The sequence below is a fragment of the Gluconacetobacter johannae genome, from assembly GCF_014174305.1.
GTDB lineage: Bacteria > Pseudomonadota > Alphaproteobacteria > Acetobacterales > Acetobacteraceae > Gluconacetobacter > Gluconacetobacter johannae.
Map to the genome: position 1 here is coordinate 91,667 of NZ_JABEQH010000001.1, position 23,656 is coordinate 115,322.

Here is a 23,656-nt window from a genome sequence, read left to right on the forward strand (position 1 = left end):
GCTATCGCGCCGGTGCAGTGGTGGAGGGGGCGGAGGGGACGCGCGGCGGGTAGACCCGTCCGGGCAGGATGGCCGTCAGCACGACGTAGAAGACGCAGATCCACATCAGGACGAAATAGATGTCCGCCAGGGCGAGGACGAGCGACTGCTCATGCAGGTACGTATGGAAGATCTGCTGCGCGTTGCGGGCCAGATGCCCCGCATCGGGCGAGGTCGCGGCGATCTGCGACCCGATCGGGTCGCCCTGTCCCGCCAGCGCCGTATGCTGGTTGCCGTTATGGTCCAGCAGCATGACGGAATGATACTGTTCCCGCCGCCGCAACAGGATTTCGAACAGGGCGGCGGCCATGGCGTTGGCCATGCCCTTGAGCATGTTGACCATGCCCGAGATGAACGGACCGTCCGCCGGGCCCAGCCCCATGGTCGCCAGAACCAGCGTCGGGATCACCACCATGGGCTGCCCGAAGATCTGCAGGATCTGCAGCGCGTAGAAATTGTCCCGCACCCAGTCGGGCGTCAGCCATGTGCCCAGCCAGCAGGCCACGCCCAGGCACGACATGCCGAATGCCAGGATATAGCGGCAATCCACCGCGCGCATGTTGCACAGCGCCGCGGTGACCGGCAGCAGGACCAGTTGCGGCAGCGCCACCAGCAGGGCGATCGGCGCGGTCTGGACGGGGCGATAGCCGCGGACCTCCGCCAGGTAGGTCGACGGGATCGCCATCAGGATGCCGCACAGCACCAGCGACGCGACCAGCGTCAGGTTCGACATGGCGATGTTGCGGTTGAGCCAGAACTGGATGCGGAAGAACGGGCTGTGATGGAACCATTCATGCACCAGGAAGCCCACGAACAGCCCCCCGCCCCAGAAGGTCAGGTGCGTAATCAGCGGCGAGCGGAACCAGTCCAGCCGGTCGCCGTGATACAGGACGGTGACCACGCAGCAGATCGCCGGCACGCCCAGCAGGAACCCCTTCCAGTTGAAGTTGCGAAAGCGCGCCAGGCTGTGCGGGTCGCGTGGCAGGCCATAGGCGATCATCGCGATGGCCACGGCGCACAGGGGCAGGGTCTCCCAATACAGCCAGCGCCATCCGACATGCTCGAACCACAGCGCCTCCAGCGGGCCGCCCAGGTTGGGGCCGAAGGTCGCGCTCATGGCGTAGGCGCCGACGCCGAAGACGCGGATCTGCGCCGGCAGGTATTTCAGCATCACGGTCATCAGGATGGGCGGCAGGCAGCCGGCGCTCAGCCCCTGCACCGCGCGCAGCAGGCACAGCGACAGCACGTCCGGCATGAAGGGGGCCGGGATGGCCAGCAGGCCCAGCGCCGTCGTCATGAAGATGGCGAAGCGGTAGATCGAGAACGTGACGTAGAACCACGGGGTGAACGCCATCGCCGCGATGTTGAATGCCTCGTAGGACGAAATGAACCAGGTGCCCTCGTCGCGGCCGATATGCATGGCCCCGCGTATGTCCGGCAGCCCGATCTCGGTGATATGTTCGTTGAATCCCGCGATATGCACCGCCAGCAGAACGCCCAGCAGGCCGATGGCGGTCCGCACCCCGAACGGCGGGATGTAGGACGGCGTCGGCGGGGCCGCCGGGGCGGATGGGGTCGGCAAGGTGGTCTGTGCGGCCGGCGCGTCGGGTATCGGGGGATGGGTGTCCATGGGTCGAGGCTCTGCGATTGGGGGCGGATTTTCCTCGCGGCAGGCCATGGGCCGGAACCCACAATATATCGAATGGATGATTTCGGTTTCCGGATAGGTCGGGCATGATGGTTTCATTCCCCGAGAGTCCCGGACGAAAGGACAGGCGCGTTGGCCCGGCAGTATGACCTAGACCTCCTGCGCTATCTTCACGTGCTGGTCGAGGAACAGAGCGTGTCCGCTGCCGCCCGGCGGATGAATGTCAGCGAACCGACCATGAGCCGTCAGCTGGGCAAGCTGCGCGAGACGTTCGGCGACCCGATCCTGGTGCAGTCCGGCCGCCGGATGGTGGCGACGTCCTATGCCGCGCGCATCCGCGAACGGGTCCAGCGGCTGGTGCACGACGCCGACCGCCTGCACGAAGACCGCGAAACGATCGACTTCGCGAACCTGGCGCCGCGTTTCACCATCCGCGCGAATGATCTGTTCGTCGGAGCGTTCGCTGCTGAACTGACCAACCTGCTGCGGGCGGATTGCCCGAACTGCGATCTCCGTTTCGCGCCGGAAAACGACGAACATGTCGGCGACGCCCTGCGCGGCGAGACGATCGACCTGTATATCGGCGCGACGGACGAGATGCGGCCGGAAATCCGGCGCCAGACCCTGTTCGCGATGTCGATCCGCGGACTGGTCCGGCGCGGCCATCCCATCCTGTCCGAAGGGGTCACGCCCGAAAGCCTGGTGCGCTACGACCATATCGGCATCTCGCGCCGGGGGGTGAGGAACGGCCCGATCGACACGATCCTGGAGGAGCAGTACGGCCTGCGGCGTCGCGTGGTGCTGGTGGTGCCGACCTATTACGCGATGATCGAGAGCATCCGCGAGACCGACATGATCCTGCCGCTGCCCGATATCGTGATCGACCGCCTGCCGGTGAAGCTCATCCGGCTGGTGCCGTTCGATTTTCCCTTCGCCCTGCGTCCTGTCGAGGCGTTCCAGGCCTGGCACCCCCGCCGGGACGCCGACCCGGTGCATCGCTGGCTGCGCGACGCCGTCTTCCGCGTGACCCGCAGCAAGGCCCGCAGCACGGCCCGGCGGAAGGCGTGGGCGCGCAGCACCGGCGATTAGCGGACATCTTCAGGGGCTGATGCGCGCGTGGAAGATCCGGCCGAGGGCATTGAGCAGGATCTGCGCCGCCAGGATCGCAGTGACGCCGCTATGGTCGTAATCGGGCGCGACCTCGACCAGGTCGATGCCGACGATGTCGCCCTGCCGCGCCAGCCCCGCGATCAGGTCCAGCACGTCGTAATAGGCGAAGCCGCCATGGCTGGGCGTGCCGGTGCCCGGTGCGATCGACGGATCGAACCCGTCGATGTCCAGCGTCAGGTAATAGCGCACGCCGCGCGGAATGCGGGCCAGCACGGCCTCGGTCCCCAGGGCGCGGACCTGGCGGACCGACAGGATGTCCGACCCCATCGCCCGGGCCGCGTCGTATCCTTCCCGCGCGGTGGAAGACACGTTGCGGATGCCAAGCTGCGTCAGGCCGGTGACCCATGGCTTCTCGGCGGCGCGGCGCATCGGGTTGCCGTGGCCGTACCGCACGCCGTGCCGTTCGTCGACAAAATCCAGATGCGCGTCGATCTGCACCAGGTGCACCGGTTCCTGTTCGGAAAAGGCGTTGATGCAAGGGATGTTGATCGAATGATCGCCGCCCAGCACCACCGGCAGCGCCCCGGATTTCAGGATGGCCCGCACGCCATGCTCGATCGCTGCGTGGCTGGCCATGGTGTCGGTATGGACGATGTCGGCGTCGCCCAGATCGACGATCCGCACCCCGTCCAGATAGGTCACGTCGTCCTCATGATCGTAGGCGCCGGCATGGCCGAAGGCGAACAGGGTCGAGGCCTCGCGGATCGCCCGGGGGCCGAAGCGGGCGCCGGCGCGCCACTGGGTGCCGAAGTCGAACGGCGCGCCCAGGATGGCGACATCCGCGTCGATCGCCGACCAGTCCGGCAGATAGGGGCTTTTGGCAAAGGTGGAGATCCCGACGAAAGGAAGGTTCAGCCGCCCACCTTCGTATCCATGCGTGCTCATCGTGCGATCTTTCCTGGGTGACCCGCCGGGTCGATTTGGTATGGGAACAGTGGCAGGCCGGACCATCCCCGGCAAGAGGCGGGTCCCCGCGCGCTACGCACCGGCCGTCAGGGCCGCAGTGCGTCCGCCAGGCGCGCGGCAAGGGCGCGGATGCGCGTGCCCTGCGCGCGGGGGCCCAGATAGAGGCCTGCCGTCATGTCCGGCAGTTCCGGCAGGTCCCGGATTTCCGACAGCCCGGCGGGCGCCAGGCGGCGGGACAGCGCGCTGACCCCCATTCCGGCCCGGACGGCGGCGGCCAGGCCGCTGAGGCTGCCGGTCGTATAGACCACGTCGCACATCCGGCCGGCCTGCTGCAGAAGCGCCAGCATGGTGCGGCGATACAGGCAGCCTTCGGGGTAGGCGACCAGCATGACGACGCCGCCCGTCGTCACGGGGGCAGGTCCGGCGCCGACCCACATCACGGCTTCGCGCCAGCTCGCCATGGCACCGTCCGGCAGGTGCGACGGCGTCATCGCCAGGGCGATGTCCAGGCTGCCCGCCCGCACGTCGCGCAGCAGATTGACCGACAGGTCGGACACGACCTCGACATGGCCGGGCAGGTCGTGCCCGTCCTGAAGCCCGGTCAGCACATGTGGCAGGAAATGATCGGCGAAGTCGGTGGGAAACCCGATGCGGATTCGCGCGCCCGCGCCGTGTGCGACCAGGCGGTGCAGCATGTCGTCATGCAGCGCCAGGATGCGCCGCGCATAGCCAAGGCAGATTTCCCCGGCTTCGGTCAGGCGGGGGGTGGCTCCGTCGCGTTCCAGCAGCGCCACGCCCAGCAGGTCCTGCAGGCGGCGGATCTGCAGGCTGACTGCGGGCTGCGTGCGGCCCAGCCGTTCGCCCGCGCGGGTGTAGCCGCCCAGATCCACGACGGTCACCAGCGCGCGCAGCAGATCTGTGGGAATGGTCCGCATGGGCGGACTGTAGGCCCGCCGCCATCGCGCCTGCAATCGCAGCATAGCGGATCGTTATGGGCCATCAGCAATCCTGATTTCCGCGCATCGTCACGGCTCCGTAAGGTTCGCCGCGTCGCAACGCGGGAGGCAGACATGAGTGACGACATGGTGCAGGTCACACAATGGCATAACGGCGAAGCCGCCTGGTCGCCGTTTTCGGCGCAGGAAATGGCACGTCGGCTGACGATGCTGCGCGGGCACATGGAGGGACGGGCGGATGCCGATGGGATCGATGCCTGCCTGTTCACCTCCTACCATAATATCTGTTATTTCTCGGGCTTCCTGCCGTGCGCGTTCGGCCGGCGCTACGGGCTGGTGGTCACGCCCGACCGCGCGACGACGGTGACGGCGGCGATCGACGGCGGCCAGCCCTGGCGTCGCGGGTCGACCGACAACGTCACCTATACCGACTGGCGGCGGGACAATTTCTTCGTCGCGGTCGGCGGCCTGCTCAAGGGCGCGCGGCGGGTGGGGGTCGAATTCGATCATGTTTCGCTGGAACTGCTGCGCCTGCTCGAGACCGCGTTTCCCGACGTAACCTTCGTCGACGTCGCCGGAGCGACGATGTGGATTCGCACCATCAAGTCCGTCGAGGAACACGCCCTGATCCGTCATGGCGCGCGCATCGCCAATGTGGGCGGCCGCGCGGTGATGGACGCCGTGCGGGCGGGGGCCGCGGAACATGAGGTCGCCATTGCCGGCACCGACGCGATGATCCGCGATATCGCCGCCACCTTTCCTGATGTGGAACTGCGCGACAGCTGGACGTGGTTCCAATCCGGCATCAATACCGACGGCGCCCATAATCCGGTGACCAACCGCGTGGTGCGGGCTGGCGACATTCTTTCGCTGAACTGCTTCCCGATGATCCATGGCTATTACACGGCACTGGAACGCACGCTGTTCTGCGGGCATGCATCGGATGCACATCTGGACTTGTGGGAAAAGAACTGCGCCGTCATGCGGGCCGGCAGCGCGCTGATCGGTCCGGGCCGTACCTGCGCCGAGATCGCCATCGAACTGAACGAAATCTATCGGTCCTGGCAGTTATTGCGCTTCCGTTCGTTTGGCTATGGCCATTCCTTCGGCGTGCTGTCACATTATTACGGTCGCGAAGCGGCTGTGGAACTGCGCGAGGATGTGCACACGGTGCTGGAACCCGGAATGGTCGTGTCCATGGAACCCATGATTATGATCCCCGAAGGTCATCCCGGCGCCGGCGGCTACCGCGAACACGACATCTTCATCATTACCGAAACCGGAGCCGAGAACATCACCAACTTCCCCTACGGCCCCGAACACATGATCGTCGGCCGATGACGGCGACGGCCGCCGATCCGCGCGATGCGGTTTCCGGGCAGGATCCCGCGGCACGGTCCGCGCCGTTCGGGGCGGTGGCCGTCGGCTGTTCCATCGGCACCTTCATCGAATGGTTCGATTACGCCTCGTACGGCTATCTGGCCGAGACGATCGCCCGGGTGTTCTTCCCCTCCGCCGACGGGCACGCCGGGCTGATGGCGGCCTATGCCGTCTTCGCGCTGTCCTTCGTGCTGCGGCCGGTCGGCGGCGTGCTGTGGGGGCATGTGGGCGACCGGCTGGGCCGGCGTGTCGCCCTGAGCCTGTCGATCGGCACCATGTCGGTGGCGACGGTCCTGATCGCGCTGGTGCCCGGTTATGCGCGCATCGGGATGGCGGCGCCCATCGCGTTGCTGCTGTTGCGGATGACGCAGGGGTTTTCGTCCTCGGGCGAGTATGCCGGCGCATCGACCATCCTGATGGAGCACGCGCCGCCGGGGCGGCGGGGCTTTGCCACCGCGCTGGTGCCGGCCAGCGAGGCGCTGGGCCTGCTGGCCGGGGCGCTGATGGTCGCGGCGCTGTCGGGCGGGCTGACGGACGCGCAGATGCAGGACTGGGGCTGGCGCATCCCGTTCCTGTTCGGCGCGCCGCTCGGGCTGATCGGCTGGCTGTTCCGCGCCCGGCTGGACGAAACGCTGCACAGCGTTGCCGAGGCCGAGCGCCAGGACGCGCCGATCCTGGTCCTGCTGCGCGACTACCGGCCGCAACTGCTGCTGGGCCTGGGGATTTCCGCGCTGGATGCGATCGGCTTCTATTTCATCCTGAATTTCATGCCGGTCTTCATCTCGACGGCCGGCGTGTTGTCCAGCCATGTGGCGACGGTGGTCCAGACGGTGCTGCTGGCGGCCTTCATTCCGACGGTCTTCGCCATGGGCGTCCTGTCCGACCGGATCGGACGACGGCCGATGCTGCTGGTGGCGTCGCTTCTGTTCGTGGTGCTGACCATACCGCTGCTCTGGTTGCTGGGGCACAGCAGCTTCCTGGGCGTCGTCGCCATCGAACTGGCGTTCGGCGGCATGCTGGCGATCAATGACGGCACGCTGCCGGGCTTCCTGACCGAACTGTTTCCCGGTCATGCGCGCTATAGCGGCTTCGCCCTGGTCTTCAACATCGCCAATGCGGCGCTAGGGGGCACCGCGCCGTTCGTGATGACGTGGATCATGCATGTCACGGGTTCGCAGGTCGTGCCGGGGGGCTGGCTGGTGAGCGTGGCGGCGGTGGCGCTGGTCTGCACGTTGCTCAGCCGGCGGTTCGCCGCCGTACGCTGACGGGCGCTCCCTGTGCCGGAAAAAGCGGTGGCCCGATCTGGAAAACCTTGCGGGGACGGTGCGTTGCTGCTTATCGTCGAAGGCATGGCATTCCGTGTCGCACGCAAGGTCTGGATGGGGCGCATGCGGCAGGTGGGCGGGCGCAAGCCCATGGCGTGGTGGCCGCCGCCGGGCCGGTAGGGTCGTCATCCTTCCTTCCGTACCGCCACACCATTCCGAACGGACATTCCGTCATGTCATCCTTCGTCTTCACCGTGGGGGCCGACGCGCTTGCGCTGCGCTGGCCCGACGGCAGCGTTTCCACCTGCCCCTATGTCTGGCTGCGCGATAACTGCCCCTCCGTCCTGCATCCCCAGACGCGGGAGAGGATGTTCGACCTGCTGTCCATTCCGCCCGATCCGCGTCCACGCCATGTCGCCCTCGCCGACGGGCTGCTGGTCGTCACCTGGGCGGGGGAGGAGCACGTCAGCCGCTTCCCGCTCGACTGGCTGGCCCGGCATCGGCCGGGCACGCGCCCGGCCGATCCGGCGGACATTCCGCGCGTGCCCTGGAAGGGGGATTTCCGGATTCCGCGTCACGATGCGGCCGCGATCCTGTCCGATGACGGGGCGCTGGCGGCGTGGATGGCCGACCTCGCCCGGTCGGGGCTGGCGATCGTCGGCGGCGTGGCGGACGAAGTCGGGGCCGGCAGCGCCCTGGCCGAGCGCATCGGGTTTCTGCGCCGGACGAATTTCGGCATCACGTTCGAGGTCGTCAGCCGCCCCGACCCGAACAACCTGGCCTACACGGCCGAGCATCTGCCGCTGCATACCGACCTGCCCAACCAGGAAATTCCGCCCGGCTTCCAGTTCCTGCATTGCCTGGCCAATGCGGCGGAGGGCGGCGAGTCGATGTTCGCCGACGGGATCGCCATCGCCGAGGATCTGCGTGCGGCGGATCCGGAGGCCTTCCGGTTGCTGTGCACCGTGCCGATCCCGTTTCGCTTTCACGATGCCGAGGCCGATATCGCCGTCCATCGGCCGGTCCTGACGCCGGACGACGCGGGGGGGATCCGTGAAATCCGCTATAACGCGCATATCGCCGGCACCTTCGACATGCCGGCACAGCTCATGGCGGACTATTACCGGGCCTATCGCGCCTTCATGACGCGCACGCGGCAGGACCGCTTCGTGCTGTCGCTGAGGCTGGCGCCGGGGGACATGGTGGCGTTCGACAATCGGCGGACCCTGCACGGGCGCGGGCGCTTCCATCCTAACACCGGCTTTCGCCACCTGCACGGATGCTATGTCGATCGGGGCGAGTTCGAAAGCCGCCTGAGGCTGCTGGCGCGCCACCGGCCCGCCTGACCAAGGCGAACCCGAAGCATCGCGGCGCGTTGGCGCGATGCCGCCCCATGCCGGGCGGCATGCCAGCGGGGCGATACCCCGGCGGAGGGCAGCATGACGTGGTCAATCCCGTTGGGTCGCGTGTACGGCACGGAGGTGCGCGTGCATGTGACGTTCCTGCTGCTGCTGCTGTGGATCGCCGTCATTGATGCCGGGCAGGGCGGCCTGCCGGCGGCCGGGCGGGGCGTGTTGTTCGTGCTGCTGGTGTTCGTCTGCATCGTCCTGCACGAATTCGGCCATGTGCTGGCCGCGCGGCGCTTTGGCGTGACGACGCCGGACATCACCCTGCTGCCCATCGGCGGTGTCGCGCGCCTGTCGCGCATTCCCGAACAGCCGGGCCAGGAACTGGTCATCGCCCTGGCAGGGCCGGCGGTGACCCTGGTCATCGCGATGGTGCTGTTCGCCGCGACCGGGACGCGCCCGAGCCTGCAGGCCGTCGATACCGCTGGTTCGCTGGGCGGCATGGCGGCCCGGCTGGCGTCGGTCAATCTGTTCCTGCTGCTGTTCAACCTGATCCCGGCCTTTCCCATGGACGGGGGGCGCGCGTTGCGGGCGCTGCTGGGCTATCGCATGGGGTTTGTTCGGGCGACCCAGATCGCGGCGTCGGTGGGGCAGGGGTTTGCCTTCCTGCTGGGGTTCCTGGGGCTGATCGCCAACCCGATCCTGCTGTTCATCGCCCTGTTCGTCTATCTGGGCGCCGCCGCCGAGGCCCATACCGTCCAGCTTCGCCAGGTGGCGCAGGGGATGATCGTGGGGGACTCGATGATGACACGATTCGAGACCCTGCCGCTGGACGCCAGCCTGGACGACGCGGTACGGGCGCTGATCCGCACGGCCCAGCGTGTCTTTCCCGTCGTCGACGGGACGGGACGGCTGCATGGGGTCCTGACCCAGGCAGCGCTGGTCCAGCGGGCGCAGGCGGGTGATGCCAGCGCCGTCGTGGCCGACCTGATGACGCCGGGCATTCCCGCCATCCATCCCTACCAGCCCCTGGGCGACGCCTTGCGCCTGTTGCAGGACGGCAGTCTGCCGGCGGTTGCAGTGACCGACGCGACCGACCAACTGGTGGGCCTGGTCACGTCGGAGACGATCGGCGAGGTCATGCTGACCCACGGCGTCCGCCCGTCCCGGGCCGCCGCCGGCGCAGGGCGTCAGCCCGGCAGGGCGCGCGACGCCGCGTGAAAGCCGGCCCAGGGGTCGGATGCCCGCCGCGTCAGCCGGGCTGGGGTATTCATGATGGTGAAATCGCCGGGGGCGGCGCCGGCCGCCAGGTCCGGCCATGACAGCGGCATGGACACCTTTGCGCCGGGCCGCGCGCGGGGCGAATAGGGGGCGACGGCGGTCGCCGTGCGCTGGTTTCGCAGATAATCGATCAGGATCCTGCCGTGTCGCCTGGCCTTGCTGATGGTCGAGACATACCGCCTGGGATCGTCATGGGCCATCGCGTCGGCCAGCGCATGCGCGAATGCCCGCACGGCAGTCCAGTCCGCCTGGGGGCGAAGCGGCGTCACCACATGCAGCCCCCGGCCGCCCGATGTCTTGACGAATGCCGCCAGGCCGGCGCGCTCCAACCGGTCGCGGATTTCGATCGCCGCGTCGCATATGGCGGTCCAGCCCACGTCGTCGCCGGGGTCGAGGTCCATGACGATCCGGTCCGGATGCTCCAGATCCGCCACGGGGGCGTTCCAGACATGAATTTCCAGGGCCGCCGAATGGATCAGGTCCACCAGCCCGTCGAGGTCGCGGATGGCGATCAGGGGGCGGTCCGGCGTGGCGGGGTCGATGGCCGGATGGATATGCGGGCGCATGCCCTTCCAGGGATGGCGCTGGAAAAACGAGTCGCCCGTCACCCCCTCGGGGCAGCGCAGCACCGTCAGGGGGCGGTCGATGACATGGGGTTCCATCCAGCGCCAGACCGCGCGGCCATACTCCGCAAGGTCGGCTTTCGTCACCCGTTCGTCGGGCCAGTACAGGCGATCGGCGTGCGTGGTGTCGGGCATGTCGGCCTCCGTCCGATGGCGGCTCCATCGTCCCGGCCGGGGCCGGCCGCCTACGGCGTCAGGACGGTTGCGTTGTGGTCTACGCCCGCGACCTCGACACGGTTCCGTCCGTTTCTCTTGGCCTGGTAAAGGGCCACGTCGGCCGCCTTCAGCAGATTTTCATAGTCGGGATGGCCGGAATAGAGGGCGCCGCCGATCGACACCGTCACCTGGGCGATGCTGCCGTCGGGCAGGCTGACGGGGGTTTCCTCGATCAGCCGGCGCAGGCGCTCGGCGGTCTGGATCATCTGCGGCTGGTCGGTGTCGCCCAGGATCATCAGGAATTCCTCGCCGCCATAGCGGAAGAGCATGTCGCTCAACCGGCCGGCTTCCTCCAGCGTGTGGGCCACCGCCCGCAGCACGGAATCGCCGGCGGCATGTCCATGGGTGTCGTTGACGCGCTTGAAATGATCGACGTCGATGAACAGCACGCTCAGCGGACGGCCGGTCTGGCTGGCGACACGCAGTTCGTAGGCCATGATCGACGGCAGGAAGCGGCGATTCATCGCGCGGGTCAGCGGGTCCTCGACGTCGCTGCTGCTGCGGCTGTTGCGGAACATGACCTCGAGACTGTTCATGATCTCGGTCACGCCGACATGCAGGGCCGCCAGGCTGGCCGAGGTGTCCCGCCTTGCCTGTATGTCGTCGGAAATCGCCGGCAGCAATTGTTCGTCCACGCGCGCGATCAGGTTGGTCAGATGGGCCACGATGTCCGTGCCCTCGAACAGCAGGCCGACCTTGTATGTCACCCACAGCCCGAATGCCGAACGCGAGAGCCGCATCGCCGCGAGATCGTCCGGCGTCTTCATCACATAGATCGAGCGCAGGACATTGTAGCTCCAGGCCATCAGGGTGGCCTTCTGGGCCTCGCCCTCGCGCGGCAGGTCCTGATTCATGGCGAACAGCCGGTACGCCGTGTCGGTCGAACTCGCGCGTTCCCGATGGCGCCAGTAGGACAGCGAGATCACGCCCTGCGCCGCCGACAGGGCATTCGCCACATAGATGACGGCATCGGTGAGCTGGTCGTGCGGCAGTTCTTCCTTGCCCAATTGCTGGATCAGCTTGCGCTGGATCAGCGAGATGCCTTCGGAGACCAGATGAAGCGGAATCGCCGCGCGGGCGTGATAGCGGCCGATATGGCGCTGGGCCTCGATCACATGGGTGGGATTTTGCGGGGAGGCGGAAAACAGGTCCGCCAGCCAGCGGGCCAGGGTGCCGCGCAGCCGGTTTGTCGTTTCGGCATCCGCCAGGAAACGTTTCCCCTGGGGATGGGAGGAAAAATGATCGTAGAACGCCGCGACCAGAAAGGGGCTCAACTGCCCGATCATCGCATGGACCTGCTGGCGCGTGATGTCCGACACTTCCGCGACGACATCCTTCAGCTCGGCGTCGCCCTCATGGAGAGAGAGTGTCATGCGTGGCTCCGATCATCCGCATCCCGCGGAAAAAGCGATCCGGGACACCAGGGAAATCCGCGTAAAGACCGAAGGGACACCATGTATTCCTGATCCGTCGGCGCGCCCGAGGCACCATTGTCACGTTGGAGGACCATATCCGAAGCCCCGCCTCAAATAACCCTAGAGAGAATTCCGCCCCGTGTCAGGTCTTGATTTGAATATGTGAGTTGCGACCGGAAGATCCGGCGGAATTCCGGATCGCTGTCGATGCGTCCCTTGCATCATATCGGAACCGGTAGGAAAATCCCCGTCGTTCAAGCGGGGGCGCGTGGAGCGCCGGTCCGGGACAATCCGGGGGAAAGTGATCGTTGACGCAGGAAGTGGGGCGCCCGGCCGGGTGGATCGACCGCTATTTTCACGTGACGCGACGGGGGTCGACCCTGGGGCGGGAACTGGTCGCGGGCCTGACCACGTTCGGGGCCATGGCGTATATCATGATCGTCAATCCGGCGATCATGGCGCTGGCGGGCCTGGGCCGGCACGACATGATTATGACCACGATCGCCGCCGCCGTCTGCGGGTCGCTGCTGATGGCGCTGATGGCCAACCTGCCGATCGCGCTGGCCCCGGCCATGAGCAGCAACCTGGTCTTCGCACAGATCGTGGTGGCGCAGATGGGGATCGCGCCGTCCGTCGCCTTCACCATGGTCCTGATCGGGGGCATGGCGTTCGTGGCCCTGTCGCTGACGCAGTGGCGGCAACGGATCGTGCTGGGCTTTCCGGCCCCGGTGCGTAACGGCATCCATTGCGCGATCGGCGCCTTCATCGCCCATATCGGGATGGTCAGCGGCGGCCTTGCGGTCAAGGGGGGGCAGGGGTTCAGTTTCGGATCGCTGCGTGATCCGGCGGTGCTGCTGTGCCTGGGCGGCGTCGTCCTGGCGGCGGCGGTGCAGATGCTGCGCGTACCCGCCGGCATGCTGGTGTCGATCGTGGTGCTGACCGTCGCGGGATGCTTCGTCCGCATGCCGGGCGGCGCCACGGTCACCCACCTGCCGGCGAACTGGCTGGAATGGCCGCATTATCCGACCGGCATGCTGCTGTCGTTCGACTTTCACGGCTTCCTGTCGCATATCGGCCTCGTCCTGCCCGTGACGATGTATTTCTTCCTCGGCGATTTCTTCGACGCCACGGGAACGATGATGGCGATCACCCGGCGGGCCGGCCTGACGGTCGAGGACGGTCAGCCCGTGCTGGGCCGCGCGGCCTTCGCCGCCGACGGGGCGGCCAGCGTCATCGGGTCGGTCCTGGGGACCTCCACCGTGTCGGCCTATCTGGAATCGCTGGTGGGGGTCGAGGCCGGCGGCCGCACCGGGCTGGTCGGGGTCACGGTGGCGGTGCTGTTCCTGCTGTCGTCCTTCCTGTGGCCCATCATCACCGCCGTGCCGGCGGTCGCCACCGCGCCGGTGCTGATCCTGGTCGGGTTGGGCATGCTGTCGGACATGGGCCGGATGGACCTCTCCGACTCCGGGGGACTGCTGGCGCCGCTGCTGATGATCCTGGTCACGGTCATGACCGGCAATTTCATGGTCAGCCTGGCGTTGGGGCTGCTGCTGTACACGGCGCTGGCGGTCGCGGGGCGCCGCTGGGCGGACCTGACGCCGATCCTGCTGTTTCTCGACGCGGTCTTCGTCGTCTATCTGGTGCTGGCCAGCGGCATGGGGGAGGCATGATCTTGCGGCGCGGACTGGTCCTGTCGAGTCTTCTGCTGGCGGCGGTGGCTGCGCCCGCTACGGCCCGCGCGGCGGACTGGCCCGACACCCCGGCGTCGCGGCAGCAACTCCAGGCCCTGATCGACACACTGGACGACCGGCTGCTGCACCAGCCCAGCGCCACCCTGACGCTGGAGGAATGGTGCCGTGCCCACGCCCTGGCGCCCGTCGCCCGCGTCGTGGCGCACCGCGTCCCTGGGGCGCAGAAGCCGCCGACGCCGGCCCAGCGGCGGGTTCTGGACGTCGATCCGCGCGAACCGGTCCGCTATCGCCGGGTGGATCTGGCCTGCGGCGACCGGGTGCTGTCGGTGGCCGACAACTGGTATGTCCCCGCCCGCCTGACGCCCGAGATGAACGCGGCGCTCGATCACAGCGACATCGCCTTCGGCCACGCCGTGGCGGCGCTGCATTTCACGCGGCGCACGCTGGAGAGCACGCGCCTGTGGTCGCCGGGGGCGCCGCCATCCACCCCGGGGGTGATCCGGCCGCCGGCCGCAATCCTGCGGCATCGCGCGGTGCTGTATCGGCAGGACGGCGTTCCGTTCAGCGAGGTGGTGGAGACCTATACCGGCGCGATGCTGGACTTCCCGCCGCCATCGCGCTGACATTCCCGCCATGCAGAAGGACGACCCCGCCATGACCGGCCCGACCCTGGATCTGCGCGACCCCGTCCTGCCGGCCGGCGCGGTCCGCGACGCGCTGGCGTTGTCCCCGCACCCCGAGGGCGGCTGGTACCGCGAACTGTGGCGCGACAGCCCGCCCGGCGGCGGGCGGGGGGCCGCCACGACCATCCAGTTCCTGCTGGCCGAAGGCGAACGCTCGCACTGGCACCGGGTGGACGCCGCCGAGATCTGGTGCTGGCAGGGCGGCGCGCCGCTGCGCCTGCGAATCGCGGACAAGGCGGGCGTGGAGCGCGTGATCGCGCTGGGGCCGCGTCCCGGGGCGGGAGAGGTGCTCCAGGCCGTCGTTCCGGCCCATGCGTGGCAGGCGGCCGAAAGCCTGGGGGCCTGGAGCCTGGTCGGCTGCATCGTGGCCCCGGCCTTCCTGTTCGAGAGTTTCGAACTGGCGCCCCCCGGCTGGACACCCGGATCGTGACCGAGGTGGCGGGCGAGCCCGACTGGCTGGTCTGGGCGCGCGAGATCCAGGCCATCGCCCAGACCGGCCTGGCCTTCACGCGCGACCCCTACGACCGGGAACGCTACGAGATGCTGCGTGGCCTGGCCGCCCGCATGCTGGCCGCGCGGACCGGCATCCCGGCGGCGCGGATCGAAACCCTGTTCGCCGGCGAGGCCGGATACGCAACGCCCAAGATCGACGTGCGGGCCGCGGTGTTCGACGACCGGGGGCGCATCCTGATGGTGCGGGAGGTGCTGGATGGCGGGCGCTGGACGCTGCCCGGCGGCTGGGCGGACGTGAACATCACCCCGGCGGACAGCGCGGTGAAGGAAGTGCGCGAGGAAAGCGGCTACGAGGTCCGCGTACGCAAGCTGGCCGCGCTGTGGGACCGGACGCGGCAGGGGCATCCGGCGCAGGTCTTTTCCTGCGCCAAGCTGTTCTATCTGTGCGACCTGGTGGGGGGCGCCGCCGCGACCAGCCTGGAGACGTCGGAGGTCGGCTGGTTCGCCGAGGACGAGGTCCCGCCCGACCTGTCGCTGGGCCGCGTGCTGCCGTCGCAGGTCCGCCGCATGTTCGCCCATGCGCGCGCGCCGGCCCTGCCGACCGATTTCGAATGAGGCGCCGGCCCGATCCGCACGGGTCAGGCCATTGAAATCGTGTCTTTCGTGACACATATCCATCCGACGGTTTTTTTGCGGAATGGAGAGACGCCTACATGGTCGATCAGGTTGCGGGGCAGGACGGCGTGGCCCCGGCGGGAGAGGAACATGCGTTCAGCGCGGAGGTCGGGCGTCTGCTCGACCTTGTGGTCCATGCCCTGTATTCCGAGCGCGAGATCTTCCTGCGCGAACTGGTCGCCAACGCGGCCGACGCGACGGACCGCCGCCGGTTCGAGGCCCTGACCGACGCCGCCCGCACGCTGCCCGAGGACGCGAAGGTCCGCATCGATCCGGACAAGGACGCCCGCCGCCTGACCATCAGCGACGATGGCGCGGGCATGAGCAAGGACGAGCTGGCCCGCAACCTGGGCACCATTGCGCGGTCCGGCACCCGGGCGTTCGGCCAGGAACTGGAGAAGCAGAAGCCCGAGGACCTGCCCAAGGATCGGCCGAGCCTGATCGGGCAGTTCGGCGTCGGCTTCTATGCGGCCTTCATGGTGGCCGACCATGTCGATGTGGTGTCGCGCCGCGCCGGCAGCGACGAGGCCTGGCGGTGGTCCTCGGACGGCAAGGGCGGCTTCACCCTCAGCCCCGCGACGCGCGAGCGGCCGGGCACCGACATCATCCTGCATATCAAGGAAGACGCGGACGAATTCCTCGACGCCTGGCGTCTGGAAGCGATCGTGCGTAAATGGGCCGATCACATCGTCTGGCCGATCACCATCCGGCGTGATGGCGAGGAGACGCCGGCCAATGTCGGGACCGCCCTGTGGCGCAAGCCGCGTTCCGAGGTCACCGAAGACCAGTTGAACGACTTCTACCGGCATGTCAGCCATAATTTCGATACGCCGTGGGCGACGCTGCACTGGCACGCCGAAGGCACGATCGAGTTCACCGCCCTGCTGTTCATCCCCGGCAGCCGCCCCTTCGAGTTCGGCGAGCAGGTGCGCGACAGCCGCGTGCGCCTGCATGTCCGGCGCATGTTCATCACCGACGACGCGGCCCTGCTGCCGTCCTGGCTGCGCTTCGTGCAGGGCGTGGTGGACACCGAGGACCTGCCGCTGAACGTCTCGCGCGAGATGCTGCAGGCCACCCCGGTCCTGGCCCGCATCCGCAAGGCCGTGACCAACCGCGTGCTGAACGAATTGCGTACCCGGGCGAAGGACGCCGAGTCCTATGCCGGCTTCTGGGAGAATTTCGGCCCGGTGCTGAAGGAAGGCGTGTGGGACGATGCGGAATATCGCACCGACCTGGCCGGCCTGGCGCGCTTCCGCTCCAGCGCGGTCGAGGGCTGGACGACGCTGGCCGAGTACGTGTCGCGCCTGAAGGACGGGCAGGAGGCGATCTATTACCTGACCGGCGACAATCCCGATACGCTGCCGGCCTCGCCGCAGCTGGAAGGCTTCCGCGCGCGCGGGATCGAGGTGCTGCTGCTGTCCGATCCGGTGGATTCCTTCTGGCCGGAACGCCTGGGCACCTTCGAGGGCAAGCCGCTGCGTAGCGTCAGCCAGGGCCATGCCGACCTGGAAAACTTCGCGACGTCCGAGGAAGATGTTGGGCCGCGCGCCGACCTCGACGTCCTGCTGCCGGCGCTGAAGACGGCGCTGGGGGACGCGGTGTCCGACGTGCGGGGAACCAACCGCCTGGTCGGCAGCGCCGTGGTGCTGTCGGCGTCGGGGCAGGGGCCCGACCTGCAGTTGCAGCGCCTGCTGCGGCGCAGCGGGCAGGCGGTGCCCGACCTTGCCCCGGTGCTAGAGGTCAACGCCACCCATCCGCTGGTCCGCGACCTGGCCGAGCGTGCGGCACGCGGCGAATCGGTGAGCGATATCGCGCTGATCCTGCTGGACATCGCCCGCATCCAGGATGGCGAAAGCCCGAAGGACCCGGCCGGGTTCGCCAGCCGCCTGACGGCCAGCCTGACCCGGGCCGCGGACGTCGCCGCGTCCTGACCCGGCGGCCGCCCCTGCCGCATGGGCGGGGGCGGTGCGGGCCGCCGGGCGTGGTTCGGACTTGAAACGTCGGGATGCCGGTGCTTCCTTGCGCCGCTTCCCCCCACTCCGGCATCGGACTCGCACGTCATGAAGATCGGCAACGTACCCTATCGCAGCGTCTGGGTGGACCAGGATGACGGCTGGTCGATCCATATCTTCGACCAGACCCGCCTGCCGTGGAACCTGGACGTCCTGCGCCTGACGGACATGGAGCAGGTGGCGCACGCCATCCGTACCATGCAGGTCCGTGGCGCGCCGCTGATCGGCGCAGTGGCGGCCTATGGGCTGGCGCTGGCCCTGCGGGTCGATGCCGCCGACGCGGCGATGGAGCGCGATGCGGCGCTGCTGGCCGCGACCCGCCCGACCGCGATCAATCTGCGCTGGGCCATCGAACGGATGCTGGACCGCCTGCGCCCGCTGGCGCCGGCCGACCGCGTGGCCGCCGCGTATGACGAGGCCGGGCGCATCTGCGACGAGGACGCGGCCCAGAACGAATCCATCGGCCGCCACGGCCTGCCCCTGATCGAGGAGATCGCGGCCCGGCGGGGCGACGGCAAGCCGGTCAATATCCTGACCCATTGCAATGCCGGCTGGATCGCCACCGTCGACTGGGGTACGGCGCTGGCGCCGATCTACATGGCCCACGATCGGGGGCTGAACGTCCATGTCTGGGTGGACGAAACCCGTCCGCGCAACCAGGGCGCCGCGCTGACGGCGTGGGAGCTGGGCAGCCACGGCGTGCCCCATACGGTGGTGGCGGACAATGCCGGCGGCCATCTGATGCAGCATCGTGCGGTCGATCTGGTGATCGTCGGCACCGACCGCGTGACGCGGGCCGGTGACGTGGCGAACAAGATCGGCACCTATCTGAAAGCGCTGGCGGCGCGCGACAACGGCGTGCCCTTCTGGGTGGCGCTGCCGTCCACCACCATCGACTGGCGGGTGCGCGACGGGCTGACCGAAATCCCGATCGAGGAACGCAACGGCGACGAGGTCACGGCGATCACCGGCCGCACCGCGGCGGGCCTGATCGAGACGGTGCACCTGACCCCGCCGGGCAGCCGGGCGGCCAATCCGGCCTTCGACGTCACCCCGGCGCGGCTGGTCACCGGGCTGATTACCGAACGCGGCTGCTGCGAGGCGACCGGGGCCGGCCTGGCCGCGCTGTTCCCCGAACAGGCGGGCTGACCCCCGCCCTTGACAGGGGCGGCTTCGGTCGGCTTCCTCCGCCTTCGACCGGGACGGGCGCGCGTCGCCCGGACCTGCCAGCTTTTTGGCCAGCCCGTTTTTGGTGACACAGGACGAGATCATGCATCCCTATCGTACCCATAGCTGCGCCGCCCTTCGGGCCAGCGACGCCGGGCAGACCGCCCGCCTCTCCGGCTGGGTGCACAGCAAGCGCGATCATGGCGGCCTGCTGTTCATCGACCTGCGCGACCATTTCGGAATTACCCAGATCGTGATCCCGGCGGGTTCGCCGGTGCTGGAGACCGTCGAGCGCATCCGCGTCGAGAGCGTGCTGACCATCACCGGCGAGGTCGTGCTGCGCGACGACGCGACGAAGAACCCGAACCTGCCGACCGGCGAGATCGAACTTCGCGCGCGCGAGGTCGATGTCCAGTCGGCGGCCGACGTACTGCCGTTCCAGGTGGCGGGGCACGAGCATTATCCCGAGGACCTGCGCCTGACCTACCGGTATATCGACCTGCGGCGCGACAAGGTCCATCGCAACATGATGCTGCGCGCGCAGGTCATCACCAGCCTGCGCCGCCGCATGACCGACCAGGGATTCGTCGAATTCCAGACCCCGATCCTGACCGCTTCGTCCCCCGAGGGCGCGCGCGACTTCCTGGTGCCGGCGCGGATGCATCCGGGCAAGTTCTACGCGCTGCCGCAGGCGCCGCAGCAGTTCAAGCAGCTTGCCATGGTCGCGGGGTTCGACCGGTATTTCCAGATCGCCCCCTGTTTCCGCGACGAGGCCGCGCGCGCCGACCGGTCGCCGGGCGAATTCTACCAGCTTGATTTCGAGATGGCGTTCGCGACCCAGGAAGACGTGTTCGCGACGCTGGAGCCGGTGATGGAAGGCGTGTTCCGCGAATTCGGTGGCGGCCGCACCGTCAGCGCCGCCCCGTTCGAGCGCATTCCCTACGCCACCGCCATGGCGCGCTACGGCAGCGACAAGCCCGACCTGCGTAACCCCCTGCTGCTGAGCGACGTGACCGAGGCGTTCGCCGATTCCGGCTTCGGCCTGTTCGCGAAGATCGTGGCCGGCGGCGGCGAGGTGCGCGCGATTCCGGCACCCGGCGCGGGCGATCGTCCGCGCGCCTTCTATGACAAGCTGAACGCCTGGGCGCGCGAGGCCGGGGCCGGCGGCCTGGGCTACATCATCTTCGACGAGGAAGGCGGCAAGGGCCCGATCGCCAAGAACCTGGAACCCGCGCGCGTCGCCGCGATCCGCGAGAAGACGGGCCTGAAGGCGGGCGACGCCGTGTTCTTCGCCGCCGGACGCGGCGACGAAGTCGTGAAATTCTCGGGCCTGGTGCGGACCCGCATCGCGACCGAACTGGACCTGATCGAAAAGGATGCGTTCCGCTTCTGCTGGATCACCGATTTCCCGATGTACGAGCGCAATGAGGAAACCGGGTTGATCGACTTCTCGCACAACCCGTTCTCGATGCCGCAGGGCGGTCTGGAGGCGCTGAACAGCCAGGACCCGCTGACGATCACCGCCTATCAGTACGATATCGTCTGCAACGGCGTGGAACTGTCGTCGGGCGCGATCCGCAACCACCGGCCCGAGGTGATGATCCGCGCGTTCGAGATCGCGGGCTATCCCGAATCCGAGGTCGAGGCCCGGTTCGGCGGCATGCTCAACGCCTTCCGCTACGGCGCGCCGCCGCATGGCGGTTCGGCGCCCGGCGTGGACCGCATGGTCATGCTGCTGGCCGACGAGCCCAATATCCGCGAGGTCATCCTGTTCCCGCTCAACCAGCAGGGCGAGGACCTGATGATGGGCGCGCCCGCCCCCGTTCCGCCCGCGCGGCTGAAGGAACTGTCGCTGGCGCTGGACCTGCCGCGCCCCAAACCGGGCGCGACCGCCAAGGCATAAGCGGCTGGTCGGGGCGGTTCGGAGGCATTGTCGTTGCGCGCGCCGCCCCGATGCGTTCTGCTGACGTGATGAAACGGTGGTCCTTTCCCTTCGGGACGCCGGCGCGGGTCCGGATGGGTATCGCGGCCGGGATATGTCTTGCCGCCGGCCTGCTGTCCGGGGGGGCGTCCGCCCATGCCGCGACGCCGGCGCCGGTGGTGCTGGCCGGTCATCGCGCGACCTATGACCTGACCCTTCAATCGGTCGGCGGGGGCGATACGGTCGCGGCCAGCGGCACGATGGTCTTTGCCGTGTCCGATGCCTGCACCGCCTGGTCGACGCAGCAGAAATTGCGCCTGCAGACGGTCTCGCGGTCCGGCGTGACGACCGAACTGGTGTCCGACTACGCCACGCTGGAAGCCAAGGACGGGCGTCATCTGGTCTTTCGCACCGTTCAGACCTCGAACGGCGCGCCGGTCACCCAGTTGAGGGGCGAGGCCACGATGGCGGCCTCGGGCGGCGAGATCCGCTACAGCCAGCCTGCGGGCCGCGTCCTGCCGCTGCCGGCCGGGACGCTGTTCCCGATGGCGCATACCGCCGCGATCGTCCGCGCGGCCCAGGCCGGCGAGACGTCGATCACGCCGCTGCTGTTCGATGGCACCGGGGCCGACGGCCCGCAATATACCTATGTCATGATGCTGGGCTGGTCGCCGCCGCCGTCCGACAGCCCCTTCGCCGCCCTGTCCCGCCTGTCGTCGGGACGGGTGCATGTGGCGTTCTATACGCCGTCGTCGCACGATATGCGCCCCGACTACGCGATCGGCATGCGCTATTTCGCGAATGGTGTCTCGGACCGGCTGGACATGGATTTCGGAGATTTCCGCATGCGAGGAACATTGCGTAGCTTCACCCCCGCCCCGGCGCCCCACCGGTGCTGAGCGGCGGCATGGCGAAGGACGGCGCCACGGATAACGGGGCGGGCATGGGCGCCGGACTGGCCCATTCGCTACGCAGCCGCCATGTCTCGATGATCGCGATCGGGGGCATGATCGGCGCGGGGCTGTTCGTGAACACGTCGGTGATGATCCAGGGCGCGGGGCCGCTGGTGCTGCTGTCCTATGTCCTGGCCGGGCTGATCGTCTTCCTGGTCATGCGTATGCTGGGCGAAATGGCGATCGACAGTCCCGATTCGGGGTCGTTCGTGGGCCATGTCCGGCGCGGGCTGGGCGCACGGGCGGCCTTCGTCACCGGATGGTCGTACTGGCTGTTCTGGGTGGTGGTGGCCTCGGTCGAGGCGAAGGCGGCCGCGCTGATCGTGGCCCCTATGCTGGGTTGCCCGCAACTGCCGGTGGCACTGGTGCTGATCGGGGCGATGACGGGCGTCAACATGTTCTCGGTCCGGGGATATGGCGAGTTCGAATTCTGGTTCTCGCTGATGAAGATCACGGCGATCGGCCTGTTCTCGGTCATCGCCGGGCTGGCGCTGTTCGGCATGCTCGGCCCGTCGTTCGGCGGCACCGTCGCGAATCTGTGGGACCAGGGTGGTTTCATGCCGCACGGCTTCAGCGCGTCGCTGTCGCTGCTGCCGGCCATCCTGTTCACCTTCGCGGGGGCCGAGATCGCGACCGTCGCGGCGGCGGAAACCGACAATCCGGGGCGGAACATCGTGCAGGCGATCCGCACCGTCGTGATCCGCGTCATGCTGTTCTACCTGTGCTCGCTGGGCATCATCCTGTGCCTGGTGCCCTGGAACCAGATCCAGCCCGGCCACTCCCCGTTTCTCGAGGTCCTGCACCGGATCGGCATCCCGGGGGCCGAGGGGGCGATGACGGTGGTGGTGCTGATCGCCATCGCCTCGTGCCTCAATTCCACGCTCTACGTCACCTCGCGCATCCTGTTCGAGATGGCGGCCCATGGCGACGCCCCGCACTGGCTGGTCCGGACCGGGCCCAGCGGCACGCCGCGCCGGGCGATTTCGATGGGGGCGGCGATCGCGGCATTGATGACGGTCGTGGCCGCGACCTTTCCGAGCGAGGTCTTCGGCTTCCTGCTGAATGCGTCGGGCGCGGTGATCCTGTTCGATTATCTGATGGTGGTGTTCGCCCAGATCAGCCTGCGCCGGCGGATGCACCGCGCGGGGCGCAGCCCGGCCTTTCCCATGCTGCTGTTTCCCTACCTGTCGTGGCTGACGGTGGGCGCCATCGTGCTGGTGATGGTCACGATGATGCTGACGCCCGACACCCGCATCCAGATCGAACTGGGGAGTGTGACCCTGATGCTGATCCTGGCGCTGGGACTGGTGACGCAGCGTCGCCGGGACGGCGCGTCCTGACGGTATCCCGGGACGGTGCGTCCTGATGGAACTGCGTTACACACCGCGACATTTCGCCATTCCGCCGCCACGATGATCGGCGCACAGTGTTTCGGATGGCGCGGGGCGGCTTGCCTGTTCCGCCCGCATGCAGGAGGTTTTCCATCATGACGAGGCAGATTGCCCGCCGCGCCCTTCTGGCGCTGGGCATTGTCGCAGGAATCGGCCTGGCGGGGCACGACATGTCATCCGCACAGGCCCAGCCCTATCCGGGCGGGGGTGGGTATTACCGTTATGGACCCACGCGGCCGGGCTGGTCGCCGCCGCCGCCGCCGGCCGTGCGCTACGAGGCCGTGCCGCCGCCACGCGGGCGGGGCTGGGTCTGGCAGCAGGGTGTCTGGGACTGGGGTCCCGGCGGCTATGTGTGGATGCCGGGGCGTTATGTCCGCTATGGCGGCCATGGCGGCTGGGGACCCGGACGGTGGGAGCGGCGCGGGCCGAGCTGGGTCTGGGTCCGTCCGGGCTGGCGCTGATCGC

The 23,656-nt window shown here is 68.3% G+C and carries 20 protein-coding genes; 15 read left to right on the forward strand and 5 right to left on the reverse strand.

The genetic code is table 11. The features are described from left to right. Position 1: 1 nt before the first annotated feature. Positions 2–1,669 (reverse strand): MFS transporter, encoded by a 1,668-nt coding sequence (locus HLH21_RS00395; RefSeq protein ID WP_182940249.1) that lies wholly within the window; start codon positions 1,667–1,669, stop codon positions 2–4. Between the two features lie 150 nt (positions 1,670–1,819). Between HLH21_RS00395 and HLH21_RS00400 the strand changes: the two genes are divergently transcribed. Beyond that, positions 1,820–2,776 carry a LysR family transcriptional regulator gene (locus HLH21_RS00400; protein WP_182940250.1) on the forward strand — a complete coding sequence of 319 codons (957 nt, stop codon included), beginning with the start codon at positions 1,820–1,822 and terminating at the stop codon, positions 2,774–2,776. A 9-nt stretch (positions 2,777–2,785) separates the two neighbouring features. Here the strand turns inward: HLH21_RS00400 and speB are convergent, their stop codons facing one another. Together speB and HLH21_RS00410 are read right to left on the reverse strand one after the other, a co-directional pair. Beyond that, positions 2,786–3,742 (reverse strand): agmatinase, encoded by a 957-nt coding sequence (gene speB / locus HLH21_RS00405; RefSeq protein WP_182940251.1) that lies wholly within the window; start codon positions 3,740–3,742, stop codon positions 2,786–2,788. Positions 3,743–3,849: 107 nt separating this feature from the next. Further along, complete coding sequence (locus tag HLH21_RS00410; protein WP_182940252.1) at positions 3,850–4,743, reverse strand: LysR family transcriptional regulator; 894 nt, start codon at positions 4,741–4,743, stop codon at positions 3,850–3,852. Between the two features lie 90 nt (positions 4,744–4,833). Between HLH21_RS00410 and HLH21_RS00415 the strand changes: the two genes are divergently transcribed. From HLH21_RS00415 to HLH21_RS00430, 4 genes are all read left to right on the forward strand, one after another. Further along, on the forward strand, positions 4,834–6,060 hold the full coding sequence (locus HLH21_RS00415; protein ID WP_182940253.1) for an aminopeptidase P family protein: 1,227 nt from the start codon (positions 4,834–4,836) through the stop codon (positions 6,058–6,060). Continuing rightward, positions 6,057–7,364, forward strand: a complete 1,308-nt coding sequence (locus HLH21_RS00420; protein ID WP_182940254.1) for an MFS transporter — start codon at positions 6,057–6,059, stop codon at positions 7,362–7,364. Before HLH21_RS00415 ends, HLH21_RS00420 begins: the two co-directional genes overlap by 4 nt. Before the next feature lie 233 nt (positions 7,365–7,597). Next, positions 7,598–8,710 carry a TauD/TfdA family dioxygenase gene (locus HLH21_RS00425; RefSeq protein ID WP_182940255.1) on the forward strand — a complete coding sequence of 371 codons (1,113 nt, stop codon included), beginning with the start codon at positions 7,598–7,600 and terminating at the stop codon, positions 8,708–8,710. Positions 8,711–8,803: 93 nt separating this feature from the next. Next, positions 8,804–9,931, forward strand: coding sequence for a site-2 protease family protein (locus HLH21_RS00430; RefSeq protein WP_182940256.1), 1,128 nt, complete (start codon positions 8,804–8,806; stop codon positions 9,929–9,931). Here HLH21_RS00430 and ligD read toward each other — a convergent pair. Next, positions 9,901–10,749, reverse strand: a complete 849-nt coding sequence (ligD, locus tag HLH21_RS00435) for a non-homologous end-joining DNA ligase (RefSeq protein ID WP_182940257.1) — start codon at positions 10,747–10,749, stop codon at positions 9,901–9,903. The genes HLH21_RS00430 and ligD overlap by 31 nt on opposite strands. A gap of 50 nt (positions 10,750–10,799) precedes the next feature. Continuing rightward, a complete protein-coding gene (locus HLH21_RS00440; RefSeq protein WP_182940258.1) occupies positions 10,800–12,203 on the reverse strand; it encodes a GGDEF domain-containing protein in 1,404 nt (467 codons plus the stop codon). Positions 12,204–12,553: 350 nt separating this feature from the next. On the opposite strand from HLH21_RS00440, the gene HLH21_RS00445 reads away from it, so the two are divergent. The 10 genes from HLH21_RS00445 to HLH21_RS00490 all read left to right on the forward strand — a co-directional run bounded on the left by HLH21_RS00445 (position 12,554) and on the right by HLH21_RS00490 (position 23,652). Continuing rightward, positions 12,554–13,915: an NCS2 family permease gene (locus tag HLH21_RS00445; RefSeq protein WP_182940259.1), complete on the forward strand. Its 1,362-nt coding sequence runs from the start codon at positions 12,554–12,556 to the stop codon at positions 13,913–13,915. Next, on the forward strand, positions 13,912–14,559 hold the full coding sequence (locus tag HLH21_RS00450; protein WP_182940260.1) for a hypothetical protein: 648 nt from the start codon (positions 13,912–13,914) through the stop codon (positions 14,557–14,559). The genes HLH21_RS00445 and HLH21_RS00450 overlap by 4 nt, the downstream gene beginning before the upstream one ends. A 31-nt stretch (positions 14,560–14,590) precedes the next feature. Next, complete coding sequence (locus HLH21_RS00455; RefSeq protein ID WP_182940261.1) at positions 14,591–15,049, forward strand: cupin domain-containing protein; 459 nt, start codon at positions 14,591–14,593, stop codon at positions 15,047–15,049. A gap of 5 nt (positions 15,050–15,054) precedes the next feature. Next, a complete protein-coding gene (locus HLH21_RS00460) occupies positions 15,055–15,687 on the forward strand; it encodes an NUDIX hydrolase (RefSeq protein ID WP_182940459.1) in 633 nt (210 codons plus the stop codon). 98 nt (positions 15,688–15,785) lie between these two features. Continuing rightward, a complete protein-coding gene (gene htpG / locus HLH21_RS00465; protein ID WP_182940262.1) occupies positions 15,786–17,678 on the forward strand; it encodes a molecular chaperone HtpG in 1,893 nt (630 codons plus the stop codon). 129 nt (positions 17,679–17,807) lie between these two features. Then, positions 17,808–18,908 (forward strand): S-methyl-5-thioribose-1-phosphate isomerase, encoded by a 1,101-nt coding sequence (gene mtnA / locus HLH21_RS00470; RefSeq protein WP_182940263.1) that lies wholly within the window; start codon positions 17,808–17,810, stop codon positions 18,906–18,908. A 121-nt stretch (positions 18,909–19,029) separates the two neighbouring features. Then, positions 19,030–20,829, forward strand: coding sequence for an aspartate--tRNA ligase (gene aspS / locus HLH21_RS00475; protein WP_182940264.1), 1,800 nt, complete (start codon positions 19,030–19,032; stop codon positions 20,827–20,829). A gap of 113 nt (positions 20,830–20,942) precedes the next feature. Next, a complete protein-coding gene (locus HLH21_RS00480; RefSeq protein ID WP_182940265.1) occupies positions 20,943–21,746 on the forward strand; it encodes a cell envelope integrity EipB family protein in 804 nt (267 codons plus the stop codon). An 8-nt stretch (positions 21,747–21,754) separates the two neighbouring features. Further along, positions 21,755–23,140 carry an amino acid permease gene (locus tag HLH21_RS00485; RefSeq protein WP_246378979.1) on the forward strand — a complete coding sequence of 462 codons (1,386 nt, stop codon included), beginning with the start codon at positions 21,755–21,757 and terminating at the stop codon, positions 23,138–23,140. A 146-nt stretch (positions 23,141–23,286) separates the two neighbouring features. Continuing rightward, positions 23,287–23,652 carry a YXWGXW repeat-containing protein gene (locus HLH21_RS00490; protein ID WP_182940266.1) on the forward strand — a complete coding sequence of 122 codons (366 nt, stop codon included), beginning with the start codon at positions 23,287–23,289 and terminating at the stop codon, positions 23,650–23,652. Positions 23,653–23,656 lie beyond the last annotated feature (4 nt).